Origin of the sequence: Novosphingobium sp. JCM 18896 (genome assembly GCF_025938095.1) — a bacterium.
GTDB lineage: Bacteria > Pseudomonadota > Alphaproteobacteria > Sphingomonadales > Sphingomonadaceae > Novosphingobium.
The window spans coordinates 39,990-66,842 of sequence record NZ_JAPCZF010000001.1 but is presented as its reverse complement, the minus strand read 5'-3'; the positions used below and the strand labels follow the sequence as shown (position 1 = coordinate 66,842).

At 67.7% G+C, this 26,853-nt stretch carries 24 protein-coding genes; 21 read left to right on the top strand and 3 right to left on the bottom strand.

What is annotated here, in order from left to right; translation table 11 throughout:
- Positions 1-19: 19 nt before the first annotated feature.
- Genes OLX23_RS00305 through OLX23_RS00295 form a run of 3 tightly spaced genes read left to right on the top strand, consistent with a single transcriptional unit; the run spans position 20 to position 2,801 of the window.
- Positions 20-1,201: an acyl-CoA dehydrogenase family protein gene (locus tag OLX23_RS00305; protein WP_264442121.1), complete on the top strand. Its 1,182-nt coding sequence runs from the start codon at positions 20-22 to the stop codon at positions 1,199-1,201.
- Complete coding sequence (locus OLX23_RS00300) at positions 1,198-2,265, top strand: phosphotransferase (RefSeq protein ID WP_264442120.1); 1,068 nt, start codon at positions 1,198-1,200, stop codon at positions 2,263-2,265. Before OLX23_RS00305 ends, OLX23_RS00300 begins: the two co-directional genes overlap by 4 nt.
- A gap of 14 nt (positions 2,266-2,279) precedes the next feature.
- Positions 2,280-2,801 carry a DUF1993 family protein gene (locus tag OLX23_RS00295; protein WP_264442119.1) on the top strand — a complete coding sequence of 174 codons (522 nt, stop codon included), beginning with the start codon at positions 2,280-2,282 and terminating at the stop codon, positions 2,799-2,801.
- A 4-nt stretch (positions 2,802-2,805) separates the two neighbouring features.
- Here the strand turns inward: OLX23_RS00295 and OLX23_RS00290 are convergent, their stop codons facing one another.
- The gene (locus OLX23_RS00290) at positions 2,806-4,089 is read right to left on the bottom strand and encodes a hypothetical protein (RefSeq protein ID WP_264442118.1); all 1,284 of its coding nucleotides are present in this window, start codon (positions 4,087-4,089) and stop codon (positions 2,806-2,808) included.
- Positions 4,090-4,314: 225 nt separating this feature from the next.
- On the opposite strand from OLX23_RS00290, the gene OLX23_RS00285 reads away from it, so the two are divergent.
- A complete protein-coding gene (locus OLX23_RS00285) occupies positions 4,315-5,307 on the top strand; it encodes an enoyl-CoA hydratase/isomerase family protein (protein ID WP_264442117.1) in 993 nt (330 codons plus the stop codon).
- Positions 5,308-5,399: 92 nt separating this feature from the next.
- Here OLX23_RS00285 and OLX23_RS00280 read toward each other — a convergent pair whose 3' ends face one another.
- Positions 5,400-6,038 carry a hypothetical protein gene (locus OLX23_RS00280; RefSeq protein ID WP_264442116.1) on the bottom strand — a complete coding sequence of 213 codons (639 nt, stop codon included), beginning with the start codon at positions 6,036-6,038 and terminating at the stop codon, positions 5,400-5,402.
- A 92-nt stretch (positions 6,039-6,130) separates the two neighbouring features.
- Between OLX23_RS00280 and OLX23_RS00275 the strand changes: the two genes are divergently transcribed.
- The 16 genes from OLX23_RS00275 to OLX23_RS00200 all read left to right on the top strand — a co-directional run bounded on the left by OLX23_RS00275 (position 6,131) and on the right by OLX23_RS00200 (position 25,878).
- Entirely contained in the window at positions 6,131-7,018 is an 888-nt protein-coding gene (locus OLX23_RS00275; protein ID WP_264442115.1) for a crotonase/enoyl-CoA hydratase family protein, read from the top strand.
- A 46-nt stretch (positions 7,019-7,064) separates the two neighbouring features.
- Positions 7,065-8,291, top strand: coding sequence for a CaiB/BaiF CoA transferase family protein (locus OLX23_RS00270; RefSeq protein ID WP_264442114.1), 1,227 nt, complete (start codon positions 7,065-7,067; stop codon positions 8,289-8,291).
- A gap of 8 nt (positions 8,292-8,299) precedes the next feature.
- Positions 8,300-8,941, top strand: a complete 642-nt coding sequence (locus tag OLX23_RS00265; protein ID WP_264442112.1) for a GntR family transcriptional regulator — start codon at positions 8,300-8,302, stop codon at positions 8,939-8,941.
- Between the two features lie 124 nt (positions 8,942-9,065).
- Positions 9,066-9,647, top strand: coding sequence for a cysteine hydrolase family protein (locus OLX23_RS00260; RefSeq protein ID WP_264442111.1), 582 nt, complete (start codon positions 9,066-9,068; stop codon positions 9,645-9,647).
- 257 nt (positions 9,648-9,904) lie between these two features.
- Entirely contained in the window at positions 9,905-11,104 is a 1,200-nt protein-coding gene (locus OLX23_RS00255; RefSeq protein ID WP_264442109.1) for a MaoC family dehydratase N-terminal domain-containing protein, read from the top strand.
- 159 nt (positions 11,105-11,263) lie between these two features.
- Positions 11,264-12,406, top strand: coding sequence for a CoA transferase (locus OLX23_RS00250; protein WP_264442108.1), 1,143 nt, complete (start codon positions 11,264-11,266; stop codon positions 12,404-12,406).
- A 163-nt stretch (positions 12,407-12,569) separates the two neighbouring features.
- On the top strand, positions 12,570-13,763 hold the full coding sequence (locus OLX23_RS00245) for a CaiB/BaiF CoA transferase family protein (protein ID WP_264442107.1): 1,194 nt from the start codon (positions 12,570-12,572) through the stop codon (positions 13,761-13,763).
- An 11-nt stretch (positions 13,764-13,774) separates the two neighbouring features.
- On the top strand, positions 13,775-14,650 hold the full coding sequence (locus OLX23_RS00240; RefSeq protein ID WP_264442106.1) for an NAD(P)-dependent oxidoreductase: 876 nt from the start codon (positions 13,775-13,777) through the stop codon (positions 14,648-14,650).
- A 24-nt stretch (positions 14,651-14,674) separates the two neighbouring features.
- Positions 14,675-15,625, top strand: a complete 951-nt coding sequence (locus OLX23_RS00235; RefSeq protein WP_264442105.1) for an SMP-30/gluconolactonase/LRE family protein — start codon at positions 14,675-14,677, stop codon at positions 15,623-15,625.
- 2 nt (positions 15,626-15,627) lie between these two features.
- The gene (locus tag OLX23_RS00230) at positions 15,628-16,929 is read left to right on the top strand and encodes an MFS transporter (protein WP_264442103.1); all 1,302 of its coding nucleotides are present in this window, start codon (positions 15,628-15,630) and stop codon (positions 16,927-16,929) included.
- Positions 16,926-17,750 carry a MaoC family dehydratase N-terminal domain-containing protein gene (locus OLX23_RS00225; RefSeq protein ID WP_264442102.1) on the top strand — a complete coding sequence of 275 codons (825 nt, stop codon included), beginning with the start codon at positions 16,926-16,928 and terminating at the stop codon, positions 17,748-17,750. Before OLX23_RS00230 ends, OLX23_RS00225 begins: the two co-directional genes overlap by 4 nt.
- A gap of 20 nt (positions 17,751-17,770) precedes the next feature.
- Positions 17,771-19,249, top strand: a complete 1,479-nt coding sequence (locus OLX23_RS00220; RefSeq protein ID WP_264442101.1) for an aldehyde dehydrogenase — start codon at positions 17,771-17,773, stop codon at positions 19,247-19,249.
- Positions 19,250-19,850: 601 nt separating this feature from the next.
- Positions 19,851-22,940: a response regulator gene (locus OLX23_RS00215; RefSeq protein WP_264442099.1), complete on the top strand. Its 3,090-nt coding sequence runs from the start codon at positions 19,851-19,853 to the stop codon at positions 22,938-22,940.
- On the top strand, positions 22,925-23,797 hold the full coding sequence (locus OLX23_RS00210) for a CheR family methyltransferase (protein ID WP_264442098.1): 873 nt from the start codon (positions 22,925-22,927) through the stop codon (positions 23,795-23,797). The genes OLX23_RS00215 and OLX23_RS00210 overlap by 16 nt, the downstream gene beginning before the upstream one ends.
- Positions 23,787-25,613, top strand: coding sequence for a response regulator (locus OLX23_RS00205; RefSeq protein ID WP_264442097.1), 1,827 nt, complete (start codon positions 23,787-23,789; stop codon positions 25,611-25,613). Before OLX23_RS00210 ends, OLX23_RS00205 begins: the two co-directional genes overlap by 11 nt.
- 55 nt (positions 25,614-25,668) lie before the next feature.
- Complete coding sequence (locus OLX23_RS00200; RefSeq protein ID WP_264442096.1) at positions 25,669-25,878, top strand: hypothetical protein; 210 nt, start codon at positions 25,669-25,671, stop codon at positions 25,876-25,878.
- Between the two features lie 6 nt (positions 25,879-25,884).
- Here the strand turns inward: OLX23_RS00200 and OLX23_RS00195 are convergent, their stop codons facing one another.
- Complete coding sequence (locus tag OLX23_RS00195; RefSeq protein ID WP_264442095.1) at positions 25,885-26,112, bottom strand: hypothetical protein; 228 nt, start codon at positions 26,110-26,112, stop codon at positions 25,885-25,887.
- A gap of 492 nt (positions 26,113-26,604) precedes the next feature.
- On the opposite strand from OLX23_RS00195, the gene OLX23_RS00190 reads away from it, so the two are divergent.
- Complete coding sequence (locus OLX23_RS00190; protein ID WP_264442094.1) at positions 26,605-26,763, top strand: hypothetical protein; 159 nt, start codon at positions 26,605-26,607, stop codon at positions 26,761-26,763.
- The last annotated feature ends 90 nt before the right edge of the window (positions 26,764-26,853 follow it).

The window sequence follows — 26,853 nt, the reverse complement described above, 5'->3', positions numbered from 1 at the left end:
GCTCATGGATGCCGCGACGATGAACATTTCCGAAGAAGTCCGTGCGCTCGGCGCGCGTATCGAAGCTTTCGTGCGCGAGAAGATCGTGCCCTACGAGCGCGATCCGCGCCGCGATCACCACGGCGCACCGACCGACGAACTGGTCGCCGAACTCAAGGCGCTCGGCCGCGCCGAGGGCCTGCTGACGCCGCATGTGAAGGCCGACGGTTCGCACCGCAGCCAGCTCGAGACGGCCTACCTGCTGATCCGTTCGGGCCTCTCGCCGCTCGGGCCTTACGGCTGCAACACCAATGCCCCCGACGAGGGCAACATGTACCTTCTCGGCCACGTCGGAAGCGATGAGATCAAGGACCGCTTCCTCAAGCCGCTGCTCGAAGGCCAGGCGCGCTCGGCCTTCCTGATGACCGAACCGGCCGACTGGCAGGGCGCGGGCTCCGACCCCTCGATGATGAAGACCACCTGCCGCCGCGCCGAGGACGGCTCGGGCGACTGGATCATCGACGGCCGCAAGACCTTCATCACCGGTTTCGCCGGCGCGAAAGTGGGCATCGTCATGGCCAAGGCGGAGGAAGGCGCCTGCATGTTCCTCGTCGACCTGCCCGATCCGGCGATCCGCATCGACGAGGTGCCGAACACGATCGACAGCTCGATGCCCGGCGGCCACGCCACCCTGACGATCGATGGCCTGCGCGTGCCCCAGAACCAGATGCTCGGCGAGGCCGGCGAAGGCTTCAAATATGCGCAGGTTCGCCTGAGCCCTGCGCGCCTCTCGCACTGCATGCGCTGGCTCGGCGCCTGCATCCGCTCGCACGAGATCGCCACCGACTATGCCTGCCGCCGCCAGGGCTTCGGCAAGCAGCTGATCGAGCACGAGGGCGTCGGCTTCATGCTCGCCGAGAACCGGATCGACCTGAAGCAAGCCGAGCTGATGATCTACTGGTGCGCGCAGGTGCTCGACACCGGCGATCTCGGCACGATAGAAAGCTCGATGGCCAAGGTCGCGGTTTCGGAGGCGCTGATGCGGATCGCCGATCGCTGCGTTCAGGTGATGGGCGGCATCGGCGTGACCGAGCGTACGATCGTCGAGCAGGTGTTCCGCGAGATCCGCGCCTTCCGCATCTACGATGGCCCGACCGAGGTCCACAAATGGTCGCTCGCCAAGAAGATCCGCCGCGAATGGCGCGAGGCGCAGGAAGCATGAGCACGCACGACGAAACGGCCAATTCGGGCACGACCGAGGTCCGCGAGGGCTACGCGTTCGACACGGCGTCGCTGGCGCGCTGGATGGAGGCCAATGTCGAGGGCTATGCCGGACCGCTCGAGGTCCGGCAGTTCAAGGGCGGCCAGTCGAACCCGACCTACCAGCTCGTCACCCCCGGGCGCCGTTACGTCCTGCGCCGCAAGCCCCCGGGCGACATCCTCAAGGGCGCCCACGCGGTCGAGCGCGAGGCGCGGGTGATGGGCGCGCTCGCGCCGCTCGGCTTCCCGGTACCGCGCGTGTTCGGCGTCTGCACCGACGATTCCGTGATCGGCACCTGGTTCTTCGTCATGGACATGGTCGAGGGCCGAATCTTCTGGGACGCGACCTTCCCCGGCGTCTCGAACGAAGAACGCCCGGCCTACTTCGCGGCGATGAACGGTGCGCTCGCCCAGCTCCACGGCGTCGATGTCGAGGCGGTCGGCCTCGGCGACTACGGCAAGGCCGGCAACTACTTCGAGCGCCAGATCGGCCGCTGGTCGAAGCAGTACCTGGCCGACGAGGAGGCCGGACGCGATCCCGACATGGACCGCCTGGTCGAATGGCTGCCGAACAACATCCCCGCGGGCGACGAGTCCTCGATCGTCCACGGCGACTTCCGCTGCGACAACATGATCTTCCACCCGACCGAGCCGTGCGTGATCGCGGTGCTCGATTGGGAGCTGTCGACCCTCGGCCACCCGCTCGCCGACTTCGCCAACCACGCGATGATGTATCGCATGCCGCCCGACATCGTCGCCGGGCTCAAGGGCGCCGACCTCGCCGCGCTGAACATTCCGAGCGAGGCCGAATATATCGCGATGTACTGCCGCAGCACCGGCCGGGCCTCGATCCCCAACTGGGATTTCTACATCGCCTTCAACTTCTTCCGGCTCGCGGCGATCTTCCATGGCATCAAGGGCCGTGCAATCCGGGGCACTGCGGCTTCGGCCCATGCTCACGAGCGTGCGGAGAAGTTCCCGCTGCTCGCGCGCCTTGCCGGCGAGGCGATGGAGGCCTGCGGCTAGGAAGGAACCGACCGATGGCGACGTCGCTCTACGACCTCAGCGTACCGACCTTCCTGCAGACGATGCGCGCGATCGGCGGCTTCCTCGATCGCGCGACCGAGCATTGCGCCGAAAACGGCACCGATCCCGACGACTTCGTCGAAGCGCGCCTGTGGCCCGACATGGCGCCGTTCCACTTCCAGATCGAGGCGGCTTGGCATCACGCGGTCTGGGGCGTCGAGGCGCTGATGACCGGCGCCTTCACCCCGCCGGGCCTGGTCGGACCGGTTCCCTTCGCCGAGCTCCGCAGCATGATCGCCAAGGGCGAAACCGCACTCGAAGCCTTCGTCCGCGAAGAGATCGATACCTGCGCAGGCAAAGAGCTCGACATGCAGATCGGCCCGCGCCGGCTGGCCTTCACCGCCGAGACCTTCATCCTGTCGTTCTCGCTGCCCAACTTCCATTTTCACGCGGTCACGGCCTACGACATTCTGCGATCGCGCGGCGTGCCGATCGGCAAGCGCGACTACGAAGGGCACCTGCGTACCAGCGGCTGAAAGCTCAGGCCGCCTCCACCCGCGCGAGCACGGTATCGAGGCTGCGGCCGAGGTCGTGCGTCTCCCACAGGTTCATGAACACCGTGAGCATGTGGAGTTGGGTGCGCGCGCGCTCGCTCTCGACGAAACGCCGGTCGCGACGCCCATCGGCCTCGTCGAGATCAGGAATCTCACGCAGGATCAGCGGCACCGCGTCGAGCAGCCAGCAGATGCCGAGCAGGCCGATCAGCATGTCCATCTCGAGGCGGATCTCGGCCGGATCGAGCCCTTGGGCGGGATCGAACTGCGCCACGTAGAGCGCCAACAGATCGTCGAGATGCGCGTCCCACAGCTCGGGCTCGGCACCCGAGAGCGTACCCCAGAGCGCCTGGGCCACGCTCATCTGGCCGACGCGCCCCCAGTCGATAAAGCCGCAATGCCGCTGGCCGTCGTCGCCCTGCCAGAACCAGGCGTTGTCGACATTGGCATTCCAGTGCGCGAAGACGATGCTCTTGGGACGCGAATAGAGCCAGGTCTTGATCGCCTGCTCGTGCGCGAGGAAGCGCGGCACGTCGCGCATCAGCGCTTCGTGGAAGCTCTCGGCGCGGATGTTGGCGGGCAGGAGCTGCGGATAGTTGCGGCAGAACTCGGCATAGCGGGAAATGCGGTTCTTGAGCTTCTGCTCGTCGTAGCGGATGCGGTCGGAGGCGATCGCGGCCTCGCGGTCGAAGCCGAAATATTCGTCGATCTTGGGTGACAGCTTTCCCGCGCGATGCGCCGCGCCGAGGCGCCCGTTGGTCTCGATGATCACGCGATAGTGATCGAGCGGAGCGGGCATCTGCCAGTCGAGGCACTTCTCGTAGTGCGGCTCGTTGCGTCCCTCGCCGTAGGGGATACACTGGGTGATCATCATCCCCGTGCCGCTCTCGTGGTGGAAGTCGCTGAAGTAACAGGCGGGGACGTCGATCGGAAAGTGGCCGACCGACAGCGCGGCGAAGCGCGCCTCGTCTTCCATTTCGTAGCGCTGGTTGTCGCGCAGCGGATCGTCGAAGGCGCGCGAAAACTTGACGAAGAGATCGGTGTGCAGTGCCGGATCGGGCTTGGCATAGGCGACCGAGAGCAGCACCTTGCGGCCGGTGCTGCCGCGCGGGCAGTCCTCGAAGCGGGTGATCTCGGCGACGGCGTTGTCGGCCGGCAGCGAACCGATCTTGTGAAATGCCTCGGTCAGGAACGCGGCCCCCGCGGCGCGCAGCGCCTCGGGATGGGTCGGCATCGCCATGCCGAACATATCGCCTTCGATCCAATCCATTCCGTCGACACCTCTGGTCTTTCGATTAGCCCCGCTGCCTATCCGATGATAGTCGGCGGGTAATTGATTGTGTTCGCAATCGCGCTGACCTGCGACTGACTCGGGCGCGCGCCGCGTTGATCGTCCCTCCAGATTGCCCCACGAAATTCCACAGACGATGCTAGGCTCGCGCCGTATCGAAACACGATTTCGAGTCGATCGAAGGTTCAGACGAAGGAGAGGACAATGGTTTCTGCAACGACAGCAGGCGCCGCGCGCGCGGCGTCCAAGATCCCGCCGGCCGAGGAAGCAGTCCTCTACGAGAAGGATCCCAAGACCAAGATCGCCACGATCACCTTCAACCGCCCCAACGATCTCAACGCGATGAGCGTCGACATGCGGCTGCGCTATTCGGACCTCGTTCACCGCGCCAATGTCGACGACGACGTCAAGGTCCTGGTCATCCGCGGCAACGGCAAGCACTTCGGCGGCGGCGGCGACCTGCCCGAACAGGCCGACATGCTCTCGGCGGATTCGCGCGCCTCGCTGCTCCGCGAGTTCCGCATCGGCGAGGATGAGGGCGTCAAGTATCCGGCTGGCGACACCTATCGCTATCTCGCCTCGCTCGTGCAGCTCTATGCCAATTCGAACTTCGGCAACCGCGCGCTGCAGGACTTCAAGAAGATCTCGATCCTCGAGGTGAAGGGCTATTGCTACGGCTGGCACTTCTATCAGGCCGCCGACGTCGACCTGATCGTCTCGTCGGACGACGCATTGTTCGGCCACCCCTCGTTCCGCTACGTCGGCTGGGCGCCGCGCATGTGGCAGTGGGCGACGATGATGGGCCTGCGCAAGTTCCAGGAAATGGTCTTCACCGGCCGCCCCTTCACCGCGAACGAGATGAAGGAACTGCACTTCGTCAACTCGGTGGTCCCGCGCGACCAGCTCGAGGCCGAGACGATGAAGTACGCGATGGCCTGCGCCAATTGCCGCCCGACCGACACCGTGGTCATGCAGAAGACCTTCTTCGAGGTCTTCAAGCAGGACCAGGGCGAATACAAGGGCTCGATCCTGGCCGCCTGGCTCGAATCGATGCTCGGCCAGGTCAAGAACGAGGACCAGCTCACCCTCGGCGACGAGACCTTCGACAAGGGCCTCAACAACGCGGTCAAGGACAACGACTCGCTGTTCCCGCCCGATTGGCGCCTGTCGATGAGCGGCCGCAAGAAGGCCGAATGATCCCCGGCCGCGAGCCCCGCAAACACCACCCCGCGAGCGATCGCGTAAACCTTGGCGGCTCCCCTCGTGGGGGCCGTTTCTTTTGCGCGGCGCTAGCCGACGAAGGTCCGGGCGCCTTGCGCGACCACCGCTTCCAGCGGCCCGCAGATGATCACGCCGTTCTCGGCGAAATGACCGAGCAGGAAGGCGAAGGCCTCGCCGTCGCGACGCTCGATCAGCGCCTCGATCACCGCGCGAAGGAGCGCGAGCGCCTCGTCGTAAGCGGTCTCGAACGTTTCGAGGCACACGACATCGGCCTGCGCCTGCTCCGCTTCGGCACGCGTGGCGCAAAGCGGCAGCCCCACCTCTTCCGCCAGCCCGCGCAAGGCGCTCTGCGCTTCGGCCAGCAACGGCACGATCTGCATCGCCGTGTCGAAACCCTGCTTGAGCTGCGGACTCTCGCCCGTCAGCGGCAGCAGGGCCTGACCTTCGACTCCGAGCCGGTGCAACTCGCGCACGGCGCTGCTGCCGGCGAACTGCGCGGCCACCTGGGCGAGGCCGCCTACCGATGCCGCAGGCGACTTCGGCGCGGGCGGAGCGGCGCCATCGAGCATGTCCGCGGCCTGGCGGAAGAAGAAACCGATCTCCTCGCGGCCGAAGCCCGCGGCACGCAGGACGTTGCCGGCGGAGACGATGACCTCCTGCGCCAGCGCCTGACGATCGATCGTCGCGTTCTCGTCCCTGATGCTCACCCGCCCCTCCACAATCCTGTCTCGCGCCAGCCTATAGGCGGCAAGGCGCCCGCACTCCAGAGACCCGACAAACCTCGAACGGACCCCATGCGATGAACTACGAAACGCTGACCTACGACGTCGACGCCGACGGCGTGCTGCTGCTGACCTTGAACCGCCCCGACAACCTCAACGCCTTCACCGTCCGGATGGCCGATGAACTGGTCGACGCCTATCGCCGCGCGAGCACCGACGATGCCGTCCGCGCGGTGGTGGTGACCGGCGCCGGACGCGCCTTCTGCGCCGGCATGGACCTCTCGGTCGGCGGCAACGTCTTCGGGCTCGACGAGAGCCTGACGCCGACGCTCGCCGACCTGCAGGAACGCCCGGTCCGGCCCGAGATCGAGCGCGGCGTGCGCGACACCGGCGGGCGCGTGGCCCTGGCGATGTACGATTGCCTCAAGCCGATCGTCGGCGCGATCAACGGCGCCGCGGTCGGCGTCGGCGCGACGATGACCCTGCCGATGGACTTCCGCCTGGTGTCCGAGCGCGCCCGCTTCGCCTTTGCCTTCGGCCGCCTCGGCATCACTCCCGACGCCTGCTGCACCTGGTTCCTGCCGCGCATCGTCGGCCACGAGCGCACGCTCGAATGGCTCTATCGCGCCGATTTCGTCGACGCCGAGACCGCCCGCGAAGCCGGCCTGGTGCGCACCGTCCTGCCTGCCGAAGACCTCCTTCCCGCCGCGCTCGAACTGGCGCGCCAGCTGGTCGCCGGCCGTTCGGCGGTATCCATGGCGCTGATCCGCCAGATGGTCCTCGCCAACGCCGCCCAGCCGCATCCGCGCGCCGCGCACGACGTGGAATCGCTGGCGATGTTCTACACCAGTATCGCCGACGGCAAGGAGGGCGTCGCAGCCTTCCTCGAAAAGCGCGATGCGGCGTTCGGCGGCCGTACTTCGGCCATGCCGCCGTTCTATCCCTGGCAACCGCGCGACGACTGACGCATCGCCTCTTGATGGATAATGCATTATCTGTCAGCAGAGCCGCATGACCGATCAATCCAGACCGCTGGCCGGGAAGCGCGTGCTTGAATTGGGCACGATGATTGCCGCGCCGTTTGCCACGCATATTTTGTCGCAGCTCGGGGCCGAGGTCATCAAGATCGAGCCGCCGGCGGGGGACACCACCCGGTCGCTGGTGCGCGGGGGGCCGAGCGGAACGATCGTCGCCTATAGCCATTCGAAGCAGGCGATCTGCCTCGACCTGACGACCGAGGACGGCAAGGCGGTGTTCCGCCGCCTCGCCGCGACGGCCCAGGTCGTGATCCACAACCTCGCCCCCTCGGCCGCGCGCAAGCTCGGGGTCACCGCCGACGACTGCGCGGCGGTCAACCCGGAGCTGATCCACGTCCACGTCAAGGGCTATACCCACGGGCCGCAGGCGGACGACCTGATGACCAACCCGATCGCCGAGGCCGCGACCGGGGCGATGGACGACCACAGGGTCGATGGCCGCCCGACGCGCTTCGGGCCGTCGTATCACGACCAGTTCGCCGGCACCTATGCGGTGATCCGCGTGCTCGCGGCGATGCTCAATCCCAATCCGAGCGCGGCCGACCGCCGCATCGAGATCGGCCTCTACGAGACCGGGCTGCACCTGGCGGCACGCGACCTCGCGGGCATGCAACTCAAGACCCAGCTGCTCGGCCGGCTCGAAAAGGAAGGCGGCGGCGAGTTCTCGATGCCCGGCTACGGTTCATACCTGACCGCAGATTCGCGCTGGATCTACTTGTTGATCCTCACCGATGCGCACTGGGCCAAGCTGACCAAGGCGCTCGACATGCCCGAGGATGGCGACCCCGCCTATACCAAGCTACGCGACCGCAAGGCCGCGCGCGAGACGGTCGAGGCCGCCGTGCGCGAGGCCGTCAGCCGCTATTCGCTGGCCGAGGCCGAACGCCGCCTGCGCGCCGCGGGCCTGGGCTTCAACGAGGTCGTGCCGCTCGAACGCGTGCTCGAGGCGCCGCAGGCGCGCCAGCCGGGCAAGCTGCGCGAACTGTCCTTCCGCGGACTCCAGTTCGAGGTGCCCGAATTCGCCGGCCAGGGCGAGATCACGCCCAACCTGCCCCCGCCCGAAATCGGCGAACACACGCGTCCGCTGCTCGCCGAGCTCGGCTATGCCCCCGCCGAAATCGAGGCGCTGTTGTCTTCGGGCGCCGCCAAGGCCTATCAGGACGGCGATTTCGCCTGGGCGCCGGTGCGGCAGAAGAGTTGACCGATACGATGATGCAGTTTCGCACCAAGGAAGAGCAAGTCGCTGATTTCCTGCGAGAAGGCATCATATCGGGCCGCTTCGCGCGTGGCGCGCGATTGAAGCAGCAGGAAATCGCCACCCTGCTCAACACCTCGATCACCCCGGTGCGCGAGGCGCTCAAGCTGCTCGAGGCCGAAGGCTATGTCGCGGGCGATTCCTACCGCGGCGCGGTGGTCGCGCCCTTCGACATCGAGGCCTCGACCGAGACGCTGAACCTGCGCATTCTGCTCGAGACCCAGCTCGTGCGCGGCGCGGTCGAGCGCGCCACCGCAGCCGACATCGCCGAACTCAAGGTCATGGCCGACGAGTTCGCCACGGCCTTCGACGCCGGCGACAACGAGACCGCGCGCGCCGCCAACTACCGCTTCCACCACCGCATGTTCGAGATCGCGCGGATGCCGCAGACCCTGCACTTCGTGCAGATCCTCTGGGCGCGCTATCCGTTCGACCTGATCAACCAGCTCAAGGGCAGAGTCAGCCGCGCGGCGACCGAGCACGACGACCTGCTCCAGGCCTTCATCGTCAACGATCTGGCCGCGGCGATGCTGGCGACGCGCCAGCATATCGAGGCAGGGTGGACCGAATTGAAGAACGCAGTGGCGACGCAATGACGTCATCCCGGCGAAAGCCGGGACCTCTCTCCGTTTGCTCCGAGAAAGCGGCGACGCGCCGGCCAAAGGCCCCGACCTTCGCCGGGACGACGAATTAGGTTCAATTCATAACAGGCTGATCCACATGAAAAAGACCATCTTCCTCGTCATGGACATGATGAACGATCTCGTCGCCGAGGACGGCTTCAACGCGCAGACCTATGGCATTCAGGTCAAACAGCGGAAGGTCCTCGAGAACACCGCCAAGGCCATCGCCGCGGCGCGCGCCGCGGGTGCGCTGATCGGCTATGTCCGCGTCGGCTTCTCGGCCGATTACCGCGAGGCGCCCGCCGCCTCGCCGATCTTCTCGGGCGCGCGCAAGAACGGGATCTTCCAGCTCGGCACCAAGGGCACCGAGGTCCACCCCGCGCTGGCACCCGCGCCGCAGGACTTCGACGTGGTCAAGCACCGCGTCAGCCCGTTCTACGGCACGTCGCTCGAACCGATCCTGCGCGCCCAGGGCGTCGAGCGGATCGTCATGTGCGGCGTCTCGACCAACGGCGTCGTCCATTCCGGCGCGCGCGAGGCGCATGACCGCGACTACGAGGTCGTCGTGCTCGAAGACTGCTGTGCCGGCGTGACGCCCGACGAGCACATGCACGCCATCGCCTGCATGGGGCGCTACGGCGCGATCGTCGACAGCGCCGAGTTCGACTGGACCCGCTGAATCGGCCTTCCCCAAGCCGCTTTCGGGGAGGCTTTTCGCCGCAACTTGACAGCTGACGTTGCTGCCGCGTTCGTGCCGCAGTGACGCCGCAGACGTGCGCCCGTACCCCCGACCGGCCCGCCGGCTTTCGCCCGTCCGAAATGCGCGACGCCGGGCCTCGCTCCCGCTTGACCACCCAAGATAATGCATTATGCACCGATCCATCGAATCCACCCCAAGCCGGCGCCGATTGGTGAGCGTCGCATCAGGAGCCAACGATGAGCGCTGAAAAAGACATCGGCCACGCCGCCGCCGAAGGAAAGATCACCCCCGAGGCGATCAAGGCCGCCGAGAACATGATCGGCATGCAGCTGCGCCCCGAAGGGCCCTATCTGCAGGACGCCACCGAGGACACGATCCGCAACTTCTGCAACGGCATCGGCGATCTCAACCCGCTCTACCGCGATCTCGAAGTCGGCCGCCTGACGCGCCACGGCTCGATGCTGGCCCACCCCAACTTCCCGATGGCCTTCGGCTGGGTCGGCCGCACGCGCTGGGGCCTGCCGGGCGTTCACGGCTTCTACGCCGGCAACGACTGGGAAATCTTCCGCCAGATCCGCCCCGGTGACCGCATCACCGCGATCGAGCGCGTCGTCGGCGTCGAGGTCAAGGAAAGCCAGTTCTCGGGCACGCTCGTGCTCCAGTACGTCGAGGCCAGCTACTTCAACCAGCGCGGCGAACTCGTCAGCCGCGCGCTCGGCACCTGCACCCGTCACGAGCGCAAGGCCGCGCGCGAGGCCGGCAAGTATTCGGACATCAAGACCCACGAATACACGCCCGAGGAATTCGAGCACATCGACCAGGCGATCCTCGACGAGGAGAAGAACATCCGCGGCGGCAACGTCCGCTACTGGGAAGAGGTCCAGGAAGGCGAGACCCTGCCCGAGATCGTCCGCGGCCCGCTCTCGCTGATGGACACGATGGGCTTCCTCGTCGGCTGCGGCCGCGGCCATACCCACGGCGTGATCTTCAAGAACGCGGTCAAGCACCCGGGCCACTTCTTCCGCAACCCCGAAGCCGGCGGCGGCATCGAATACACGGGCATCGGCCACCACCGCGAGAGCACGGCCAAGGACGTCGGCGTTCCCGGGGTCTACGACTACGGCCCGCAGCGTTCGGCCTGGATGGCCTCGCTGATCACCAACTGGATGGGCGACGCGGGCTTCCTCAAGCGCATCAAGACGCGCATGAGCCGCTTCAACACGATGGGCGACTGCACCTGGGCGCGCGGCACGGTCACGCGCAAGTACAAGAAGGACGGCTATGCCCTGGTCGACATCGAGATCAAGGGCGAGAACCAGCGCGGCGAACTGACCACGCCGGGCCTCGCCACGGTGATCCTGCCCTCGCTCGATCCGAACACCAAGGTGTTCGTCGACGGTTCGGGCCTCGATCTCGAACTGCCGGTGGTGCGCTGATCTAGCGACGCCTCCATCTCCTCCCCGGCAACGGGGAGGGGGACCATCCGAAGGATGGTGGAGGGGGTCCTCGGCCAGACGTGGTGGTTGCGGGCGAGCCCCCTCCACCACGCCGCTGCGCGTCGCGGTCCCCCTCCCCGTCCCGGGGAGGATTTAAGAATGCCCACTTCCCCCCTCACCTCGCTGCGCCCCCTGGACAGCCTCAGGATCGTCGTCATCGCGCGCGGCGTGGCCGCGGCCTATGCCGCCCGCCTGCTCGGCACGATGGGCGCCGAGGTCGTGCTGGTCGAGCCGCCGCAGGGCTCGCCGCTGCGCCGCCAGCCGCCGTTCCTCGCAAACCAGGTCTCCGCGCTGTTCGCCTATCTCGCCGCGGGCTTCCGCAGCCAGGTCGCCGAACTCGACACCGCGCACGGCCGCGCCACCTTGGGCGCGCTGCTGAGCCAGGCCGATATCCTGATCGACGACACGCCGCTCGCGGAGCGCAAGCCGCTCGGCCTCGACGAGGCCTCCGTCGCGCAAAGCCATCCCGATCTCGTCCACGTCTCGGTGCTGCCCTTCGGCGCACACGGCCCCAAGGCCGAGTGGAAGGGTGAGGACGTGCAGATCCAGCACGCCTCAGGCGAAGGCTACCTGCTGCCCAACGGGCTCGCGGTGGAGATGTTTCCCGACCGTGCGCCGCTCAAGGTCCACGGTCATTTCGGCGCGATGCAGGGCGGCATCGCCGCCGCGCTGGGCGCCCTCTCGGCGCTCTGGGCGCGGCCCGACGTGGGCGGCCAGTTCGTCGACATCGCCAGCCAGGACGCGACCTTGGCGGTCGGCGCCTTCGCCATCCAGCGGCTCGGCGACGGCTCGATCGAGCACAGGGTCGAACGCTCGTTCCGCTATGGCGGGGTGATCCCCTGCGCCGATGGCTACGTCGAGCTCCTGACGCTCGAACAGCGCCAGTGGGAGGGCCTGGTCAAGCTGCTCGGCGAACCCGCATGGGCGCTCGATCCCGCGCTCGCGGACTCGCTCGAACGTAGCCGCCAGGGGCCGATGATCAACGGCAACATCCGCGCCTGGGCCGCGGTCCGCAAGGTCGAGGACATCGTCCGCGAGGGTCAGGCTTTGTCGGTGCCACTGGCGAAATACTACACGCCGGCCGAGGTCGTCCGCGATCCGCACGAGAAGGTGCGCGGCCTGTTCCAGCCGGTCGATACCGGTGCCGGCGTGTTCGACATGCTCGTCTCGCCGTTCCAGTTCGACGGCGCGGCTTTGGAACTGCGCAGCGGCCCGCCCGCGCTGGGCGAGTATAACGCATGAGCGCCGCCATTCTCTTCGCTCCCGCGAAAGCGGGAAGAAAAATGATAACTCCCACAAAGGCACAAAGGCACGAAGGACTGGCGCTGAATCTTTGTGCCTTTGTGCCTTTGTGTGAGCATTACTTTTCTTTGAAATTCACCGCATTCGCGGGGGAGAATATCCGATGAAACCCCTCGCCGGCATCCGCATCGCCGACTTCACCGTGCACAACGCCGGGCCGTTCTGCACGCACCTGCTCAGCCAGCTGGGCGCCGAGGTCATCAAGGTCGAGAGCGCGATGCGCCCCGACGCCTTCCGCAAGCCGCACCCGGTCTATGGCCGCATGGGTCCGGCGACCTTCGATCAGGTCGCCTCGACCAAGCTGTCGGTCCGCATCAACCTCAAGAAGCCCGAGGGCGTGGCCCTGGCCAAGCGGCTGGTCGCGGTGTCGGACGTCGCGGCCGAAAGCTTCCGCCCCGGCGTGATCGGCCGGCTGGGCCTCGGCTTCGAGGACCTGCAGGCGGTCAAGCAGGACATCATCATGCTCTGCGTCTCGTCGTCGGGACAGAGCGGCCCCGACCGGCACTTCGCCGGCTATGCGCCGCTGTTCGGCGCCTGGGGCGGGCTCGGCGAGATGACCGGCTATGCCGACGGGCCTCCCGTCGAGATGCGCCACGTCATGGACCACACGGTCGGCATGAACTCTGCGGTCGCGGTCATGGCCGCGCTCCAGCGCCGGCGGCTGACCGGCCAGGGCGGGCTCGTCGACGTCTCGGCGCGCGAAGTGGCGAGTTCGCTGCTCGGCGAGGCGCTGCTGATGGCCGCCGCGGGCGAAGAGCCCCACCGCATCGGCAACGAACACCTGAGCCACGCGCCGCACGGCGTCTATCCGGCGCAGGGCGAGGATCGCTGGGTTGCGATCGCCGTGACCAGCGATGCCGAATGGCAGGCCCTGGCCGCGCTGATCGACGAGTCCGGTCTCGCCGGGGATCCGCGCTTCCTCAAGGCCGCCGATCGCCACGCCAACCGCGCAGCGCTCGAACCGGTGCTCTCGGCCTGGACCGCGAGCCGGACGGCCGACGACATCTCCGAACTGCTCCAGGGTGTCGGAGTGGCCGCGCATGCCTCCTGGACCACGCCCGAGATCGCCGCCGACCCGCACCTGCGGACCCGCGGCGCGATCTGCGAGGTGCAGGAGCCCGATGGTAAGCACCGCGCCGCCGTGGGCGTGCCGATGCGGCTGTCGAAGGGCCCCGAGATCGGCATCCATCGCGGCACCCCCAAGCTCGGCGAGGACGAGGACTACGTCTACGGCGAGCTGCTCGGCCTCGGCCGCGACGAACGAACGGCGCTCGAAGACGCCGAAGTGATCTACTGAGAGGCAAGGCCATGAGCGAAGTTCCCACCCTCGGCTTTATCGGTCTCGGCGTCATGGGCTCGGGCATGTGCCGCAACGCGGTGACCAAGCATGGCGCGCCGGTGCATGTGTTCGACATGGTGCCCGCCGCGGTCGCCGATCAGGTCGCCTCGGGTGCGGTGGCGGCGGCCTCGGTGGCCGAGGTCGCGCAGGCGGCCAGGGTGATCTTCCTCTCGCTGCCCGGCGGCAAGCAGGTCGCGGCGGTGGCGGCAGAAATCGCCGAGCACGCCAAGCCCGGCACCGTCGTCGTCGACCTGTCGACCACCGCGGTCGCCGAGGCGCGCGCGGTGGCGGCTAGCCTGCGCGAAAGAGGTCTCGAGTTCGCCGACGCGCCGGTCGCGCGCACGCGGCAGGCGGCGATCGACGGCACCCTGTCGATCATGGTCGGCGCCAGCGAAGACCTGTTCGCGCGGATCGCGCCGCTGCTCGGCTACATGGGCTCGGACGTCACGCTCTGCGGCGAGGTCGGCTGCGGCCAGGTGGTCAAGCTGGTCAACAACACGCTGCTGTTCGAGCAGGTCGCGGCGATCGCCGAGATGATGGTCGTGGCCGAGCGCGCCGGTGTCGCGCCCGAAACGCTGATCCAGGCGGTCGGGCTCGGCTCGGGCAATTCGTTCGCGCTGCAGACCCACGCCAGGAAGGCGATGGCCCCGCGAGACTTCCCGGCCAAGGCCTTCCCCTCGCCCTATGCGCTCAAGGACCTCGGCTACACGATCGAGCTGGCCGAGCAGATGGGCGTCGAACCGCGACTGCCACGGCTGGTGTCCGAATATTACCAGGCGGCCATCGACGCCGGGATCGGCGAGAAATACTTTCCAGCCATCATCGAAGTGATCGACCGCAAATAGCGGCGATCGGGAGAGGAACCCACGATGCAGACCAAAAAGCTCGAATATCGGATCGTTACCGACGGGCTCGAATTCCCCGAGGGACCGATCGTCCTGGCCGACGGTTCGGTGCTGGTGGTCGAGATCAAGGGCGGCCGGCTGACCCGCGTCGCCCCCGACGGCACCAAGTCGGTCGCGGCCGAGCTCGGCGGCGGGCCCAACGGCGCGGCGATCGGCCCCGACGGCGCCTGCTACGTCGCCAACAACGGCGGCTTCCACTGGCTCAAGGAAGACATCTTCGAGACCAAGGGCTACGACCGCCCGCACGGCCGCGCCGCGGACTATACCGGCGGCGGCATCCAGCGCGTCGACCTGGCGACGGGCGAGGTCACCTGGCTCTACACCCAGTGCGACGGCAAGGCGATCACCGGCCCCAACGACTTGGTCTTCGACCGCAACGGCGACCTGTGGTTCACCGACCACGGCAAGACCTATGACGGCGTCATGGAGCAGGGCGCGGTCTACCACGCCGCGGCCGACGGCTCGTGGATCCGGCAGGCGGTGTTCCCGATGGTCACCCCCAACGGCTGCGGCCTCTCGCCCGACGAGAAGACGCTCTACGTCTCCGAGACCGAGACCGGCCGCCTCTGGCACTGGCCGATCGCGGGGCGCGGCGCGGTCGAGAAGATCGCCTGGCCCTCGCCCAACGGCGGGCGGATGCTCGGCCAGGCGACGGGCTACCAGCGCTTCGATTCGATGGCGATCGAGGCGGAGGGCAACATCTGCGTCGCGACCCTGGTCACCGGCGGGATCACCGTGTTCTCGCCCGAGGGTGAGAAGCTCGAATATTGGGAAGGCCCCGAGCCCTACTGTACCAACATCGCCTTCGGCGGCCCCGACATGAAGACCGCCTACATCACCGTCTCGGGCCGCGGCCTGCTGATCGCGGTCGACTGGCCGCGCGCGGGCCTGCCGCTGCTGCACCAGCGGGGCTGAGCATGAGCACGACCGCCCCTCACCCGATGCAAGCCAAACGGCGGGTGCTGCTGGCCGCGCTGATGGGCACGGCGGTCGAGTTCTACGACTTCTTCATCTACGGCACGGCCGCGGCGCTGGTCTTCGGGCCTTTGTTCTTCCCCGCGGCCTCACCCGCGGCGCAGACCTTGCTGGCTTTCGCCAGCTTCGGCCTGGCCTTCGTCGCGCGACCGCTGGGCGCCGTAGTCTTCGGCCATTTCGGCGACCGCATCGGCCGCAAGTCGACGCTCGTCGCCTCGCTGCTAACGATGGGGATCTCGACTGTCGCGATCGCCTTGCTCCCGACTTACGCGCAGGCAGGCTGGATCGCCCCCGCGCTCCTCTGCCTGATGCGCTTCGGCCAGGGCTTCGGCCTCGGCGGCGAATGGGGCGGCGCGGCGCTGCTGACCGCCGAGCATGCCCCGCCGGGCTGGGAAGCGCGCTTCGTCTCGATCATGCAACTGGGCTCGCCGATCGGCTTCTTCGCCGCCAACGGCGTGTTCCTGCTGATCGGCCTGCTGCTCGACGACGCGCAGTTCATGGCCTGGGGCTGGCGCCTGCCCTTCATTGCCAGCGCCGTGCTCGTCATCCTCGGCCTGTGGATCCGCCTCAAGATCGAGGAGACGCCGCAGTTCCAGGAGGCGGTCGCGCGCGAGGAGGTGATCCGCGTCCCCTTCGTCGAGATCGTCTCGCGCCACGGCTGGCAGGTGCTCGCGGGAGCGGCCGGCGTGGTCGCGACCTTCGCGGTGTTCTACCTCGCCACCTCGTTCGCGCTGGCCCTCGCAGTGTCGAGCCTCGGCTACGAGCGCGAGAGCTTCCTGCTGCTGCAGATCCTGGCGAACTGCTTCTACGTCGTCGGCATCCTGATCGCCGGGGTCTGGGCCGATCGCCTGGGTCCGCGCCGCGTGCTGATCGTCGGCGCCGCCTGCACCGCCCTGCTCGGGCTGGTGTTCGAGGCCGGTCTGCGCTCGGGCTCGATGGCCGTCGCCGGCGTGACCCTGAGCGCGGCGATGTTCGTGCTCGGGCTCAACAACGGCCCGCTCGGCGCCTGGCTGGCGACGCTGTTCCCGGTGCGCTCGCGCTACACGGGGGTCTCGCTGGCCTTCAACCTCGGCGGCATCCTCGGCGGCGCCGTCGTTCCCTTCATCGCACAGCTGCTCGTCGTCCAGGGCTCGTCCCAGACCACCAGCGTGCTGCTGCTGACCGCCGGCCTGGCGACCCTGGCCGGCACCATCCTCGGCCGTTCGCGGCCCACCATCGACATCGAACAAGGAAAGACGGCGTGAGCGAATTCGCAGAGTGGATCGGCAAGAGCCAGAGCGTTGTGGACGTACTGGAGCCCGCGCGCAGCAATGCGCTGAGCGTGGCGCTGGGTGGCGAAGGCGCTCTAAAGGCCGGTGACGAACTGCCGCTGCTCCACCACTGGCTCTATTTCTGGGACGTCAAGCCGCCGGCCGGCCTCGGCACCGACGGTCACCCGGCCAAGGGCGGCTTCCTGCCACCGGTGGCCCTGCCGCGCCGCATGTGGGCGGGCGGGCGCCTGACCTTCCTCAAGCCGCTGCGCGTGGGCGACACGGTCACGAAGACCTCGACGATCCTCTCGGTCACCGAGAAGACCGGCCGCTCGGGCACGCTCGTCTTCGTCACGGTCCAGCACGAGCTCGACGCGGGCGACGGCGTCGCGGTGCGCGAGGAGCAGGACCTGGTCTACCGCGAGCCGGCCGCCGGCTCGCTGCCCGCGCCGGTCGCCGGCCCCGCTCCAGCCGCGGCCTGGGCCGAGACGCTCGATCCCAATTCGGTGCTGCTGTTCCGCTATTCGGCGCTGACGATGAACGGCCACCGCATTCATTACGACCGGCCCTATGCGATCGAGGAAGAGGCCTATCCCGCTCTCGTCGTCCACGGTCCGCTACAGGCGACCCTGCTGATCGACCTGGCCGCGCGCAAGCTCTCGGCGCCGATCGCCGGTTTCGACTTCCGCGGCGAGAAGCCCGCCTTCGACGGCGCGCCGCTGCACGTCTGCGGTGACGTCACCGACACCGGCGCCGGCCTGTGGACCCAGCAGGGCGATGCCAAGAACATGACCGCCACCGTTCGCACTGCCTGAGCCTTGCCCGGAGAATACCCGTGACCACGACCTACCAGCTCTTCATCGACGGCCGCTGGCGGCCGGCCTCAGACGGGGCGACCTTGCCGGCGATCAATCCCTACAACCAGGAGGTCCACGCGACGATCCCGGTCGCCACCCAGGCCGACGTCGAGGAGGCGATCCACGCCGCACGCCGCGCTTTCGACGGCACCTGGTCGAAGACCACGCCGGGCGAGCGGGCCAAGCTGCTCAACACGGTGGCCGACCTGCTCGACGCCGATGCGAGCCGCATGGCGCTGCTCGAGACCACCGACAACGGCAAGGTCATCCGCGAGACCTCGAGCCAGATGGGCTATGCCGCGCGGATCTTCCGCTACTATGCCGCCTGGGCCGACAAGATGCACGGCGACGTGATCCCGCTCGACCAGAAGGACACGCTCGATTTCGCGATCCGCGTGCCCTACGGCGTCGTCGCCTGCGTCACCGCCTGGAACTCGCCCGTGGCGATCCTGACCAACACCTTGCCGGCCGCGCTCGCCGCGGGCAACTGCGTGATCCTCAAGCCCAGCGAGCACGCCTCGACCACCACGCTCGAAGTGGCCAGGCTCTGCGAAGCGGCGGGCTTCCCCGCGGGCGTGGTCCAGGTCGTCACCGGCGCGGGCGATGTCGGCGCGGCGCTGACGGGCTCGCCCCTGGTCGACAAGATCTCGTTCACCGGCAGCCCCGGCGTCGGCCGGCTGATCGCGGCCAAGGCCGGTGCCAATCTCAAGCCGGTGACGATGGAACTGGGCGGCAAGAGCCCGAACATCGTGTTCGACGATGCCGACTTCGACCGCGCGCTGATCGGCGCGCTCGCGGGCATCTTCGGCGCCACCGGCCAGACCTGCATCGCCGGCTCGCGGCTCCTCGTGCAGCGCGGCATCTACGACCGCATGGTCGAGGGCCTGGCCGCGCGCGCCAAGCAGATCGTCATGGGCGATCCGCGCGATCCCGCGACCGAGATGGGCACGGCCGCCAACGAGCCGCAGTTCGCCAAGATCCTCTCGTTCATCGAGGCCGCCAAGGGCGACGGCGCGCGCCTCGTCGCGGGTGGCGGCCGCGCCGAGGGCCCGGGGCTCGACAAAGGCTTCTTCATCGAGCCGACGATCTTCGCCGACGTGAAGAACGACATGAAGGTCGCGGCCGAGGAGATCTTCGGTCCTGTCCTGTCGATCATTCCCTTCGCCGACGAGGACGAAGCCGTCGCGATCGCCAACGACACGCCCTATGGCCTGGCTTCGGGTGTCTGGTCGGAGAACATCAGCCGCTGCCTGCGCATGATGCGATCGATCCAGTCGGGCGTGGTCTGGGTCAACACCTACCGCGTCGCCGCACCGCAAGCGCCTTTCGGTGGCATGAAGGACTCGGGCTTCGGCCGCGTCCGCGGCGAGGCCGGCATCCAGGAGTTCATGCAGACCAAGAACGTCTTCATCGACTTCTCCGGCGACAAGCGCGATCCCTTCTCCATGAAGTTCTGATCGCCGGATCGGTATTTAAGAGAAGAAGATAGAGCCTCACACAAAGGCACAAAGGCACTAAGAAGTATTTTGGGCCGAAGGCCCATCCGCCACCGCGACCCTGCCGCAAAATGCCCCGTTGGGGGACAAGCAACTTCGTCGCGGAAGCGGCCTCTTCGCGCCTTTGTGTCTTTGTGTGAGATCATTTTCCTTCTCGTCATCCCCGCGAAGGCGGGGATCCATCACCTCCGGCATCCGCCAAGGCAGCCGTGGCGATTGCGGCACGACCGGGAGATGGATCCCCGCCTTCGCGGGGATGACGGGATTGGGTGTTGGTTCTGATGTTCCGATCATCACCACCACCGCCACCTCCACCACCATCACACCCTGCCCCTTACCCGTCGCCCCTGCGCAGGCAGGGGCGACGGTAGCGAGTGTCGATGAGGGCCAGTCGGCCAGCCGCACCTAACCTCCGATCCTTCCACGGAAAAATCGCACACCCGCGGGAACCTTCCGTCCCGCCCGGCGTTCGCGCATGAACGGTGGGGTTTTCTGTGTTCCTGAAAAGCATTCCGGCCGCGACGGCCCTCGACGTCGCATTCTTCGAAAACAGGCGTTCCGCATGAGGCAGATCACCGCGCCCGATCGCGCGCCCTGGCTCTATGCCGGGCTGCTCGTCCTGCTGCTGCTGCCTTTCGTCGCCGATACGCTGTTCCCGCGCGGGACCGCGGTCTGGGCCGGCTATTTCCTGCCCGTCGTGCTCGCCTACCTGGCGCCGCGACCGCAGGTGCCGCTCGTCACCGCCGGGCTGGCGACCGTGCTGACCATCGTCGGCTTCAACCTCGCCACGGGCGATCTCGATCCGATGATCTCGGTGACCAACCGCTCGATCGGCCTGACCATCGCCTGGATCCTCGCGGGCGTGGGCTTCTTCTTCATCCGCAACCGCCTCGCCATCCGCCGCGAGGAATGGCTGCAGGGCGGCCAGGTCGGCCTTGCCGAAGCATTGGGCGGCGAACTGCCGCTCGACCAGCTCGGCGGCCAAGCGCTGCGCTTCCTCTGCGACCACCTCGGCGCGCGCGCCGGCGCCGTGTTCATCCGCAACGGCGAAGGCTTCCGCCGCTATGCGACCTACGGCGTTCCCGCCGACGCCAAGGTGCCCGAGCGTTTCGACGTGGGCGACGGCCTGCTCGGCCAGGCGGTGACCGATCGCCGCAACTTCGTGCTGACCGACGTGCCCGAAGGCTATCTCTATTTCGGCTCGGGCCTCGGCGCGGCCAAGCCGGCATCGCTGCTGCTGGCGACGACCCATGCCGACGGCGTGGTCAACGCCGTGGTCGAGCTGGGCCTCCCCGCCGACCGGCTGGCCGATGCCGAAGCGCTGATGAACCGCGTCGCCGGCCAGCTCGGTGTCGCGATCCGCTCGGGCAAGTATCGCGCGCGGCTGCAGGAGCTGCTCGAAGAGACGCAGCAGCAGGCCGAGGAACTGCAGGCGCAGAGCGAGGAACTGCGCGCGAGCAACGACGAGCTCGAGACGCAGAGCCGCCAGCTGCAGGAATCGGCGGCGCGGCTCGAAGCGCAGCAGAGCGAGCTCGAACAGACCAACGTCCAGCTCGAGGAACAGGCGCGCCAGCTCGAGAACCAGCGCGACGATCTCTCGCGCAACCAGGCCTCCTTGCGCGCCCAGGCCAGCGAGCTCGAGACGGCGAGCCGCTACAAGTCCGAATTCCTCGCCAACATGAGCCACGAACTGCGCACGCCGCTGAACTCGCTGCTGATCATGGCGCGGCTGCTCGCGGAGAACCGCGCGGGCAATCTCTCGGCCGACCAGGTCAAGCACGCGCAGACGATCGAGACCTCGGGCAACGACCTGCTGACCCTGATCAACGACATCCTCGACATATCGAAGATCGAGGCGGGCAAGCTCGAACTGCAGCCGCGCAAGATCCGCGTGGCGCCGATGCTCGACAAGCTCAAGGCGCTGTTCGCCCCCGCCGCGGCCTCGAAGGGGCTCGAACTGGCGATCGAGGCCGGCGCCGACACCGCCGAGATCGAGACCGATCCGCAGCGGCTCGAACAGGTGCTCAAGAACTTCCTGTCGAACGCGATCAAGTTCACCGATCGCGGCAGCGTGACCCTGCGCGTCGCGCGCGAGGCCGACGGGCGTCTGGCCTTCGCGGTGCAGGACACCGGCGTCGGCATTCCGGCCGAGCAGCAGCAGGTGATCTTCGAGGCCTTCCGCCAGGCCGACGGCACGATCAGCCGCAAGTACGGCGGCACCGGCCTCGGCCTGTCGATCTCGCGCGAGCTCGCACGGCTGCTCGGCGGCGACGTCGCGGTGGAGAGCGCCGAGGGCCAGGGCAGCACTTTCGCGCTGACCCTGCCCGAACGCTACGAGCCCGGCTTCCTACAGGCGTCCGCACCGGCGCCCGTCGTCGCCCGACCGCAGCCATCGAACCCCGCGCCCCAGCTGCGCCGCCCGGCCAACGTGCCCGAGGACGACCGCGAGGGGCTCAGCGGCGACAGCCGGGTGATCCTGATCGTCGAGGACGACCCGGTCTTCGCGCGGATCCTCTGCGACCTCGCGCACGAGCAGGGCTTCCAGTGCCTGATCGCCGGCACGGCCGACGAAGGCGCGCTGCTCGCGCGGCAGTACGTGCCCAATGCCGTGATCCTCGACATGAACCTGCCCGACCACACGGGCCTCTCGGTGCTCGACCGGATCAAGCGCGACGTGCGCACGCGGCACATTCCGGTCCACGTCGTCTCGGTCGACGACGACAGCCAGGCAGCACTGTCGGGCGGGGCGATCGGCTATCTGTTCAAGCCGGTGGCGCGCGACCAGCTCGTCGGCATGCTCGAAAGCCTCGAACAGCGCATGGCCCAGCGGCTGCGCCGCGTGCTCGTGGTCGAGGACGACGCGCAGCAGGCCGAGTCCGTGCGCCTGCTGCTCGCCTCGCGCGACGTCGAGACGGTCGAGGCGCATTCGGCGGCCGAATGCTTCGACCGACTGGGGCAAGAGACCTTCGATTGCATGGTGCTCGACCTCAACCTGCCTGACGCCTCGGGGCTCGATCTGCTCGAGCGGCTCAGCGCCGACGAGAGCGTCGGCTTCCCGCCGGTGATCGTCTATACCGGCCGCGACCTATCGCAGGACGAGGAGCTGCGGCTGCGGCGCTATTCGAAGTCGATCATCGTCAAGGGCGCCAAGTCGCCCGAGCGGCTGCTCGACGAGGTGACCCTGTTCCTCCACCAGATCGTCTCCGAACTGCCCGAGCCGCAGCAGCAGTTGATCGTCAAGTCGCTGAACCGCGACGCCGCACTCGAAGGCCGCCGCGTGCTCGTGGTCGAGGACGACATCCGCAACATCTACGCGCTGTCCTCGGTGCTCGAACCGCACGGCGTGAACGTGCGCATCGCGCGTAACGGGATCGAGGCGCTGCAAGCGCTCGACGAGGCCGCGCGCGACCTGGCCGAGCCCGTCGACCTCGTGCTGATGGACGTGATGATGCCCGAGATGGACGGCCTCACCGCCACGCGCGAGATCCGCGGACGCGACTGGGGCAAGGGCCTGCCGATCATCGCGCTGACCGCCAAGGCGATGGAGCGCGACCAGCAGGAATGCCTCAACGCCGGCGCCAACGACTACCTCGCCAAGCCGCTCGACGTCGACAAATTGCTGAGTCTGGTACGGGTATGGATGCCGCGCTGATCGAGACCTTCGAACCGCACGAGGAGATCGAGCTCGATCTCCTGCTCGAAGCCGTGTGGCGTCAGTACCACTACGACTTCCGCGGCTATTCGCGCGCCTCGCTGCACCGGCGCATGGCGCGCGCGCTCGGGCGGTTCGGCCTCGCCAGCCTGTCCGAGCTCCAGCACCGCCTGCTACGCGAGCCCGCCGCCTTTGCCGAGCTGATGGGCTTCCTGACGATCCAGGTCAGCGAGATGTTCCGCGACCCCGCCTATTTCCTCGCGCTGCGCCAGAAGGTGGTGCCGCACCTGCGCACCTATCCCTCGCTCAAGGTCTGGATCGCAGGCTGCGCCAACGGCGAGGAGTTCTATTCGCTGGCGATCCTGTTCCGCGAGGAAGGGCTCGAGGATCGCACGATCTTCTACTGCACCGACATCAGCCCCGCCGCGCTGACCAAGGCCGAGGCGGGGATCTACGATCTCCAGCGGATCCCGCAGTTCACCGAGAACCACCGCCTGGCCGGCGGCAAGGCCTCGCTGTCGGACTACTACACGGCGGCCTATGGCGCCGCAGTGTTCGACAAGACGCTGCGCCGCCGCGCGGTCTTCGCCGAGCACAACCTCGCCAGCGACGAGGTGTTCTCCGAAGTCCACCTCGTCTCCAGCCGCAACGTGCTGATCTACTTCGACCGCGACCTGCAGGACCGCGCGCTCGGCCTTTTCGGGGAATCCCTCGTGCGCAGCGGTTTCCTCGGGCTCGGCTCGAAGGAAACCCTGCGCTTCTCGCGCCATTCCGACGCCTTCGCCGACTTCGACGAACGCGAGAAGATCTACCGCCGCAACACCGCGCCACTACGGGGGATCGCTGATGCTGCCTGAACCCGTCCGCGTCCTCGCCGTCGACGACGTTCCCGAGAACCTGCTCGCGCTCGAAGCGCTGCTGCGCGACCAGGGGGTCGAACTGCTCCAGGCGCGCTCGGGGATCGAGGCGCTCGAACTGCTGCTGGTTCATGACGTCGCGCTGGCGCTGCTCGACGTGCAGATGCCCGGCATGGACGGCTTCGAGCTGGCCGAACTGATGCGCGGCACCGAGCGCACGCGGCGCGTACCGATCATCTTCCTGACCGCCGTGGGCACCGACGAGCGTCGCCGTTTCCGCGGCTACGAGGCCGGCGCGGTCGACTATCTGTTCAAGCCGGTCGATCCGCAGGTCGTGCGCAGCAAGGTCGAGATCTTCGTCGAGCTCTACCGCCAGCGCGCCGAACTCGCGCGCCAGCGCGACGAGCATGCCGCGGCGCTCGCCCGGCTGACCGCGCACAGCGACAATTCGCCGCTGGCTATCGTCGAGATCGATCGCGACCAGCGCGTCGTCGCCTGGTCGCAGGGTGCCGAGCGGCTGTTCGGCTGGCGCGCGGCCGAGGTCGCGGGCTTCCGCGCCGCGCGGATCAAGTGGATCAGCCCCGACGACGATGGAGACTTCGCCGAACTGATGGCGGCGATGATCGACGGCACGACCGAGCGCGCGACGCGCACGCTCAAGTTCTGCACGGCCGAAGGCTACACGCTCGACTGCGAGTGCTATTGCTCGGCGCTGCGCGATGCCAATGGCCGGCTGATCTCGATCAACGTCCAGATGCTCGACGTGACCGAACGCAAGCGCGCCGAGGAAACCCAGCGGCTGCTGGTCGGCGAGCTCAACCATCGGGTCAAGAACACGCTCGCCTCGGTCCAGGCGATCGCGCAGCAGACCCTGCGCCATTCGTCGGGCCCCTCGGACTTCGCACCGACCTTCCTCGGCAGAGTCCAGTCGCTGGCCAAGGCGCATTCGCTGCTCAGCAGCGCGACCTGGCAGGGCGCCAGCCTGCGCGATCTCGTCACCGGCCAGGCGGCGATCGGCACCTTCGCGCCCGAACGCCTGATCGCCAGCGGCCCCGACATCGACCTCGCGCCCGAACCGGCGCTGCATCTGGCGCTGGTGCTCCACGAACTGGTCACCAACGCGCACAAATACGGCGCGCTGTCGGTGCCCGCGGGAACCGTGAGCCTGACCTGGCGCGTGGCCAACAACCTGCTCGAACTCGACTGGATCGAGCGCGGCGGTCCCCCGCCCACGGCGCCGAGCCATCGCGGCTTCGGCACGGCGCTGATCGAGCGCAGCCTCAAGGCCGACGGCGGCGGCGCCACCGCGACCTACGATCCCGCCGGCATCGCCTGGCGCCTGACCCTGCCCTGGCTCGGCGCGGCGAAGACCGCACCGCTCGCACCGTCCGCGCCCGGCACCCCCGGCTCGCCCGCGGGCACGGGTGCTGGCCAGGGCATCAAGGGTCTGCGCCTGCTGATCGTCGAGGACGAGCCGCTGATCGCGCTCGAACTCACCGGCCTGGTCGAGGACGCCGGCGCCGTGGTGGTCGGCGCGGCCTCGGACCCGGCCGCGGCGCTGCGCCTGATCGCCGACCTCGCGATCGACGGCGCGGTGCTCGACGGCAATCTCCACGGCGAACCCGTCGACGGCATCGCCGACGCGCTCGCCGCGGCCGGCGTGCCGTTCCTCTTCGTCAGCGGCTATGGCCGCGACCATCTCCCCGCCGGCCACGTCGACGCGCCGTTGGTGGGCAAGCCGTTCGACGCCAAGCAATTGCTGGGCGAAATCGGCGCGATGTGCCGGCAGCGCCAGCCGAGCGAACAGGCAACGTAGGTGATGGATCCCCGCCTTCGCGGGGATGACGGTTAGGGTGGAAAGCGAGAATAGATTGCACAACAACCTGTCGCCGACAGGGAACGCTTTGGCGCTCACGGCGTTATCCTGGAGCATGTCCAGTTCCATCGCCCCCCGCCGGCTCCGCCGGATCGACGCCGAAGAGCGGCGCAATCTCCACACGGGGATGCGCAAGCTCTACGATCCGATCAACGATGACGAGTTCTCCGACCTGCTCCGCGCGATCGCGCGCGGGGGTCGTTAGATCGCGTCAGCCAAGCGCCGATATCGGCACATTGATCGGTTCGACGCGCTGGTGAATGTGCCAGAGCCCGTTCGGATCCAGCCTGACCGAAAACATATAGGCGCCGTTCTCGAGCACGTCGGCCTCGCCGCAATCGGCGCGGGCGATGGCATGCAGAACCGCGGCGGCGTCGCGCGAGGTCACCTCGAACGGAGCATGATCGGGATTCGTGGGCGTGATCGAGAAAACGGACATCACGATGTTCCATGCTTATGGCGGGAGCACGTAACGATCTGCTGTCTCTCAGGCATCGACTGGCCGAAATACGGATCGATGCTGACAGCCTTGTATCACGGTTCGTGGCGCAGAAGAACAAACATAGGTTAAGGCCAATGCTCGGCTCGTCCGATTTACGGCGGCGCTTCAGTGCCGGGACCGATCGATTGAACAGCCAACTTACGCGACGAGCGGTGCCACACTGAAGGAACCCGATGCGCGTTTTCGCGTAATCTATCGTGATGAAAGATTTCCGGCTCGATCCCAATGACATGCGGCCCCGGCTACGAGCCTTTGGCGACGCGATCGCGTCCTGAATGCTGCGAAGGGTTGTCTGGGTGATGGTCGGCCTGACGGCGCTCTATGTCGTCATGCTCATGCTCACGACCCCGACGCCGTCGAAGGACGAGACGGGAATTTTGAACCGCCTACTGCCGACGGCGTGGTTTAGTTAGGATCGAGATTGCGGAAATGACGGGCACCGACAAGATCGTCGCCATCGGGCTGCTGACCGAGAGGGAGCTCAAGACCGTGGCGCGCGACCTCAAGGACATCTACCTCGTCCCGCGCGACGGCGAGTTCGACGACCTGTTGCGGCGGGTGCGCGAGGCGACGCGGAAGCGGGGTTGAGGCCTAGGCGGGCAGCGGTCTTGCGCACCAAGGCCCTTTAGCAATCACACCAAGTCACCGTCGCCCCTGCGCAGGCAGGGGCCTAGCCAA

Excerpts from the sequence above, each read along its gene's own strand:
- OLX23_RS00265 (WP_264442112.1), top strand. The coding sequence starts at position 8,300 with ATGATGCAGTTTCGCACCAAGGAAGAGCAAGTCGCTGATTTCCTGCGA.
- OLX23_RS00240 (WP_264442106.1), top strand. The coding sequence starts at position 13,775 with ATGAGCGAAGTTCCCACCCTCGGCTTTATCGGTCTCGGCGTCATGGGC.
- OLX23_RS00305 (WP_264442121.1), top strand. The coding sequence starts at position 20 with ATGAACATTTCCGAAGAAGTCCGTGCGCTCGGCGCGCGTATCGAAGCT.
- OLX23_RS00250 (WP_264442108.1), top strand. The coding sequence starts at position 11,264 with ATGCCCACTTCCCCCCTCACCTCGCTGCGCCCCCTGGACAGCCTCAGG.
- OLX23_RS00195 (WP_264442095.1), bottom strand. The coding sequence starts at position 26,112 with ATGTCCGTTTTCTCGATCACGCCCACGAATCCCGATCATGCTCCGTTC.
- OLX23_RS00270 (WP_264442114.1), top strand. The coding sequence starts at position 7,065 with ATGACCGATCAATCCAGACCGCTGGCCGGGAAGCGCGTGCTTGAATTG.
- OLX23_RS00245 (WP_264442107.1), top strand. The coding sequence starts at position 12,570 with ATGAAACCCCTCGCCGGCATCCGCATCGCCGACTTCACCGTGCACAAC.
- OLX23_RS00210 (WP_264442098.1), top strand. The coding sequence starts at position 22,925 with ATGGATGCCGCGCTGATCGAGACCTTCGAACCGCACGAGGAGATCGAG.
- OLX23_RS00215 (WP_264442099.1), top strand. The coding sequence starts at position 19,851 with ATGAGGCAGATCACCGCGCCCGATCGCGCGCCCTGGCTCTATGCCGGG.
- OLX23_RS00295 (WP_264442119.1), top strand. The coding sequence starts at position 2,280 with ATGGCGACGTCGCTCTACGACCTCAGCGTACCGACCTTCCTGCAGACG.
- OLX23_RS00285 (WP_264442117.1), top strand. The coding sequence starts at position 4,315 with ATGGTTTCTGCAACGACAGCAGGCGCCGCGCGCGCGGCGTCCAAGATC.
- OLX23_RS00190 (WP_264442094.1), top strand. The coding sequence starts at position 26,605 with ATGACGGGCACCGACAAGATCGTCGCCATCGGGCTGCTGACCGAGAGG.
- OLX23_RS00300 (WP_264442120.1), top strand. The coding sequence starts at position 1,198 with ATGAGCACGCACGACGAAACGGCCAATTCGGGCACGACCGAGGTCCGC.
- OLX23_RS00255 (WP_264442109.1), top strand. The coding sequence starts at position 9,905 with ATGAGCGCTGAAAAAGACATCGGCCACGCCGCCGCCGAAGGAAAGATC.
- OLX23_RS00275 (WP_264442115.1), top strand. The coding sequence starts at position 6,131 with ATGAACTACGAAACGCTGACCTACGACGTCGACGCCGACGGCGTGCTG.
- OLX23_RS00205 (WP_264442097.1), top strand. The coding sequence starts at position 23,787 with ATGCTGCCTGAACCCGTCCGCGTCCTCGCCGTCGACGACGTTCCCGAG.
- OLX23_RS00230 (WP_264442103.1), top strand. The coding sequence starts at position 15,628 with ATGAGCACGACCGCCCCTCACCCGATGCAAGCCAAACGGCGGGTGCTG.
- OLX23_RS00260 (WP_264442111.1), top strand. The coding sequence starts at position 9,066 with ATGAAAAAGACCATCTTCCTCGTCATGGACATGATGAACGATCTCGTC.
- OLX23_RS00235 (WP_264442105.1), top strand. The coding sequence starts at position 14,675 with ATGCAGACCAAAAAGCTCGAATATCGGATCGTTACCGACGGGCTCGAA.
- OLX23_RS00290 (WP_264442118.1), bottom strand. The coding sequence starts at position 4,089 with ATGGATTGGATCGAAGGCGATATGTTCGGCATGGCGATGCCGACCCAT.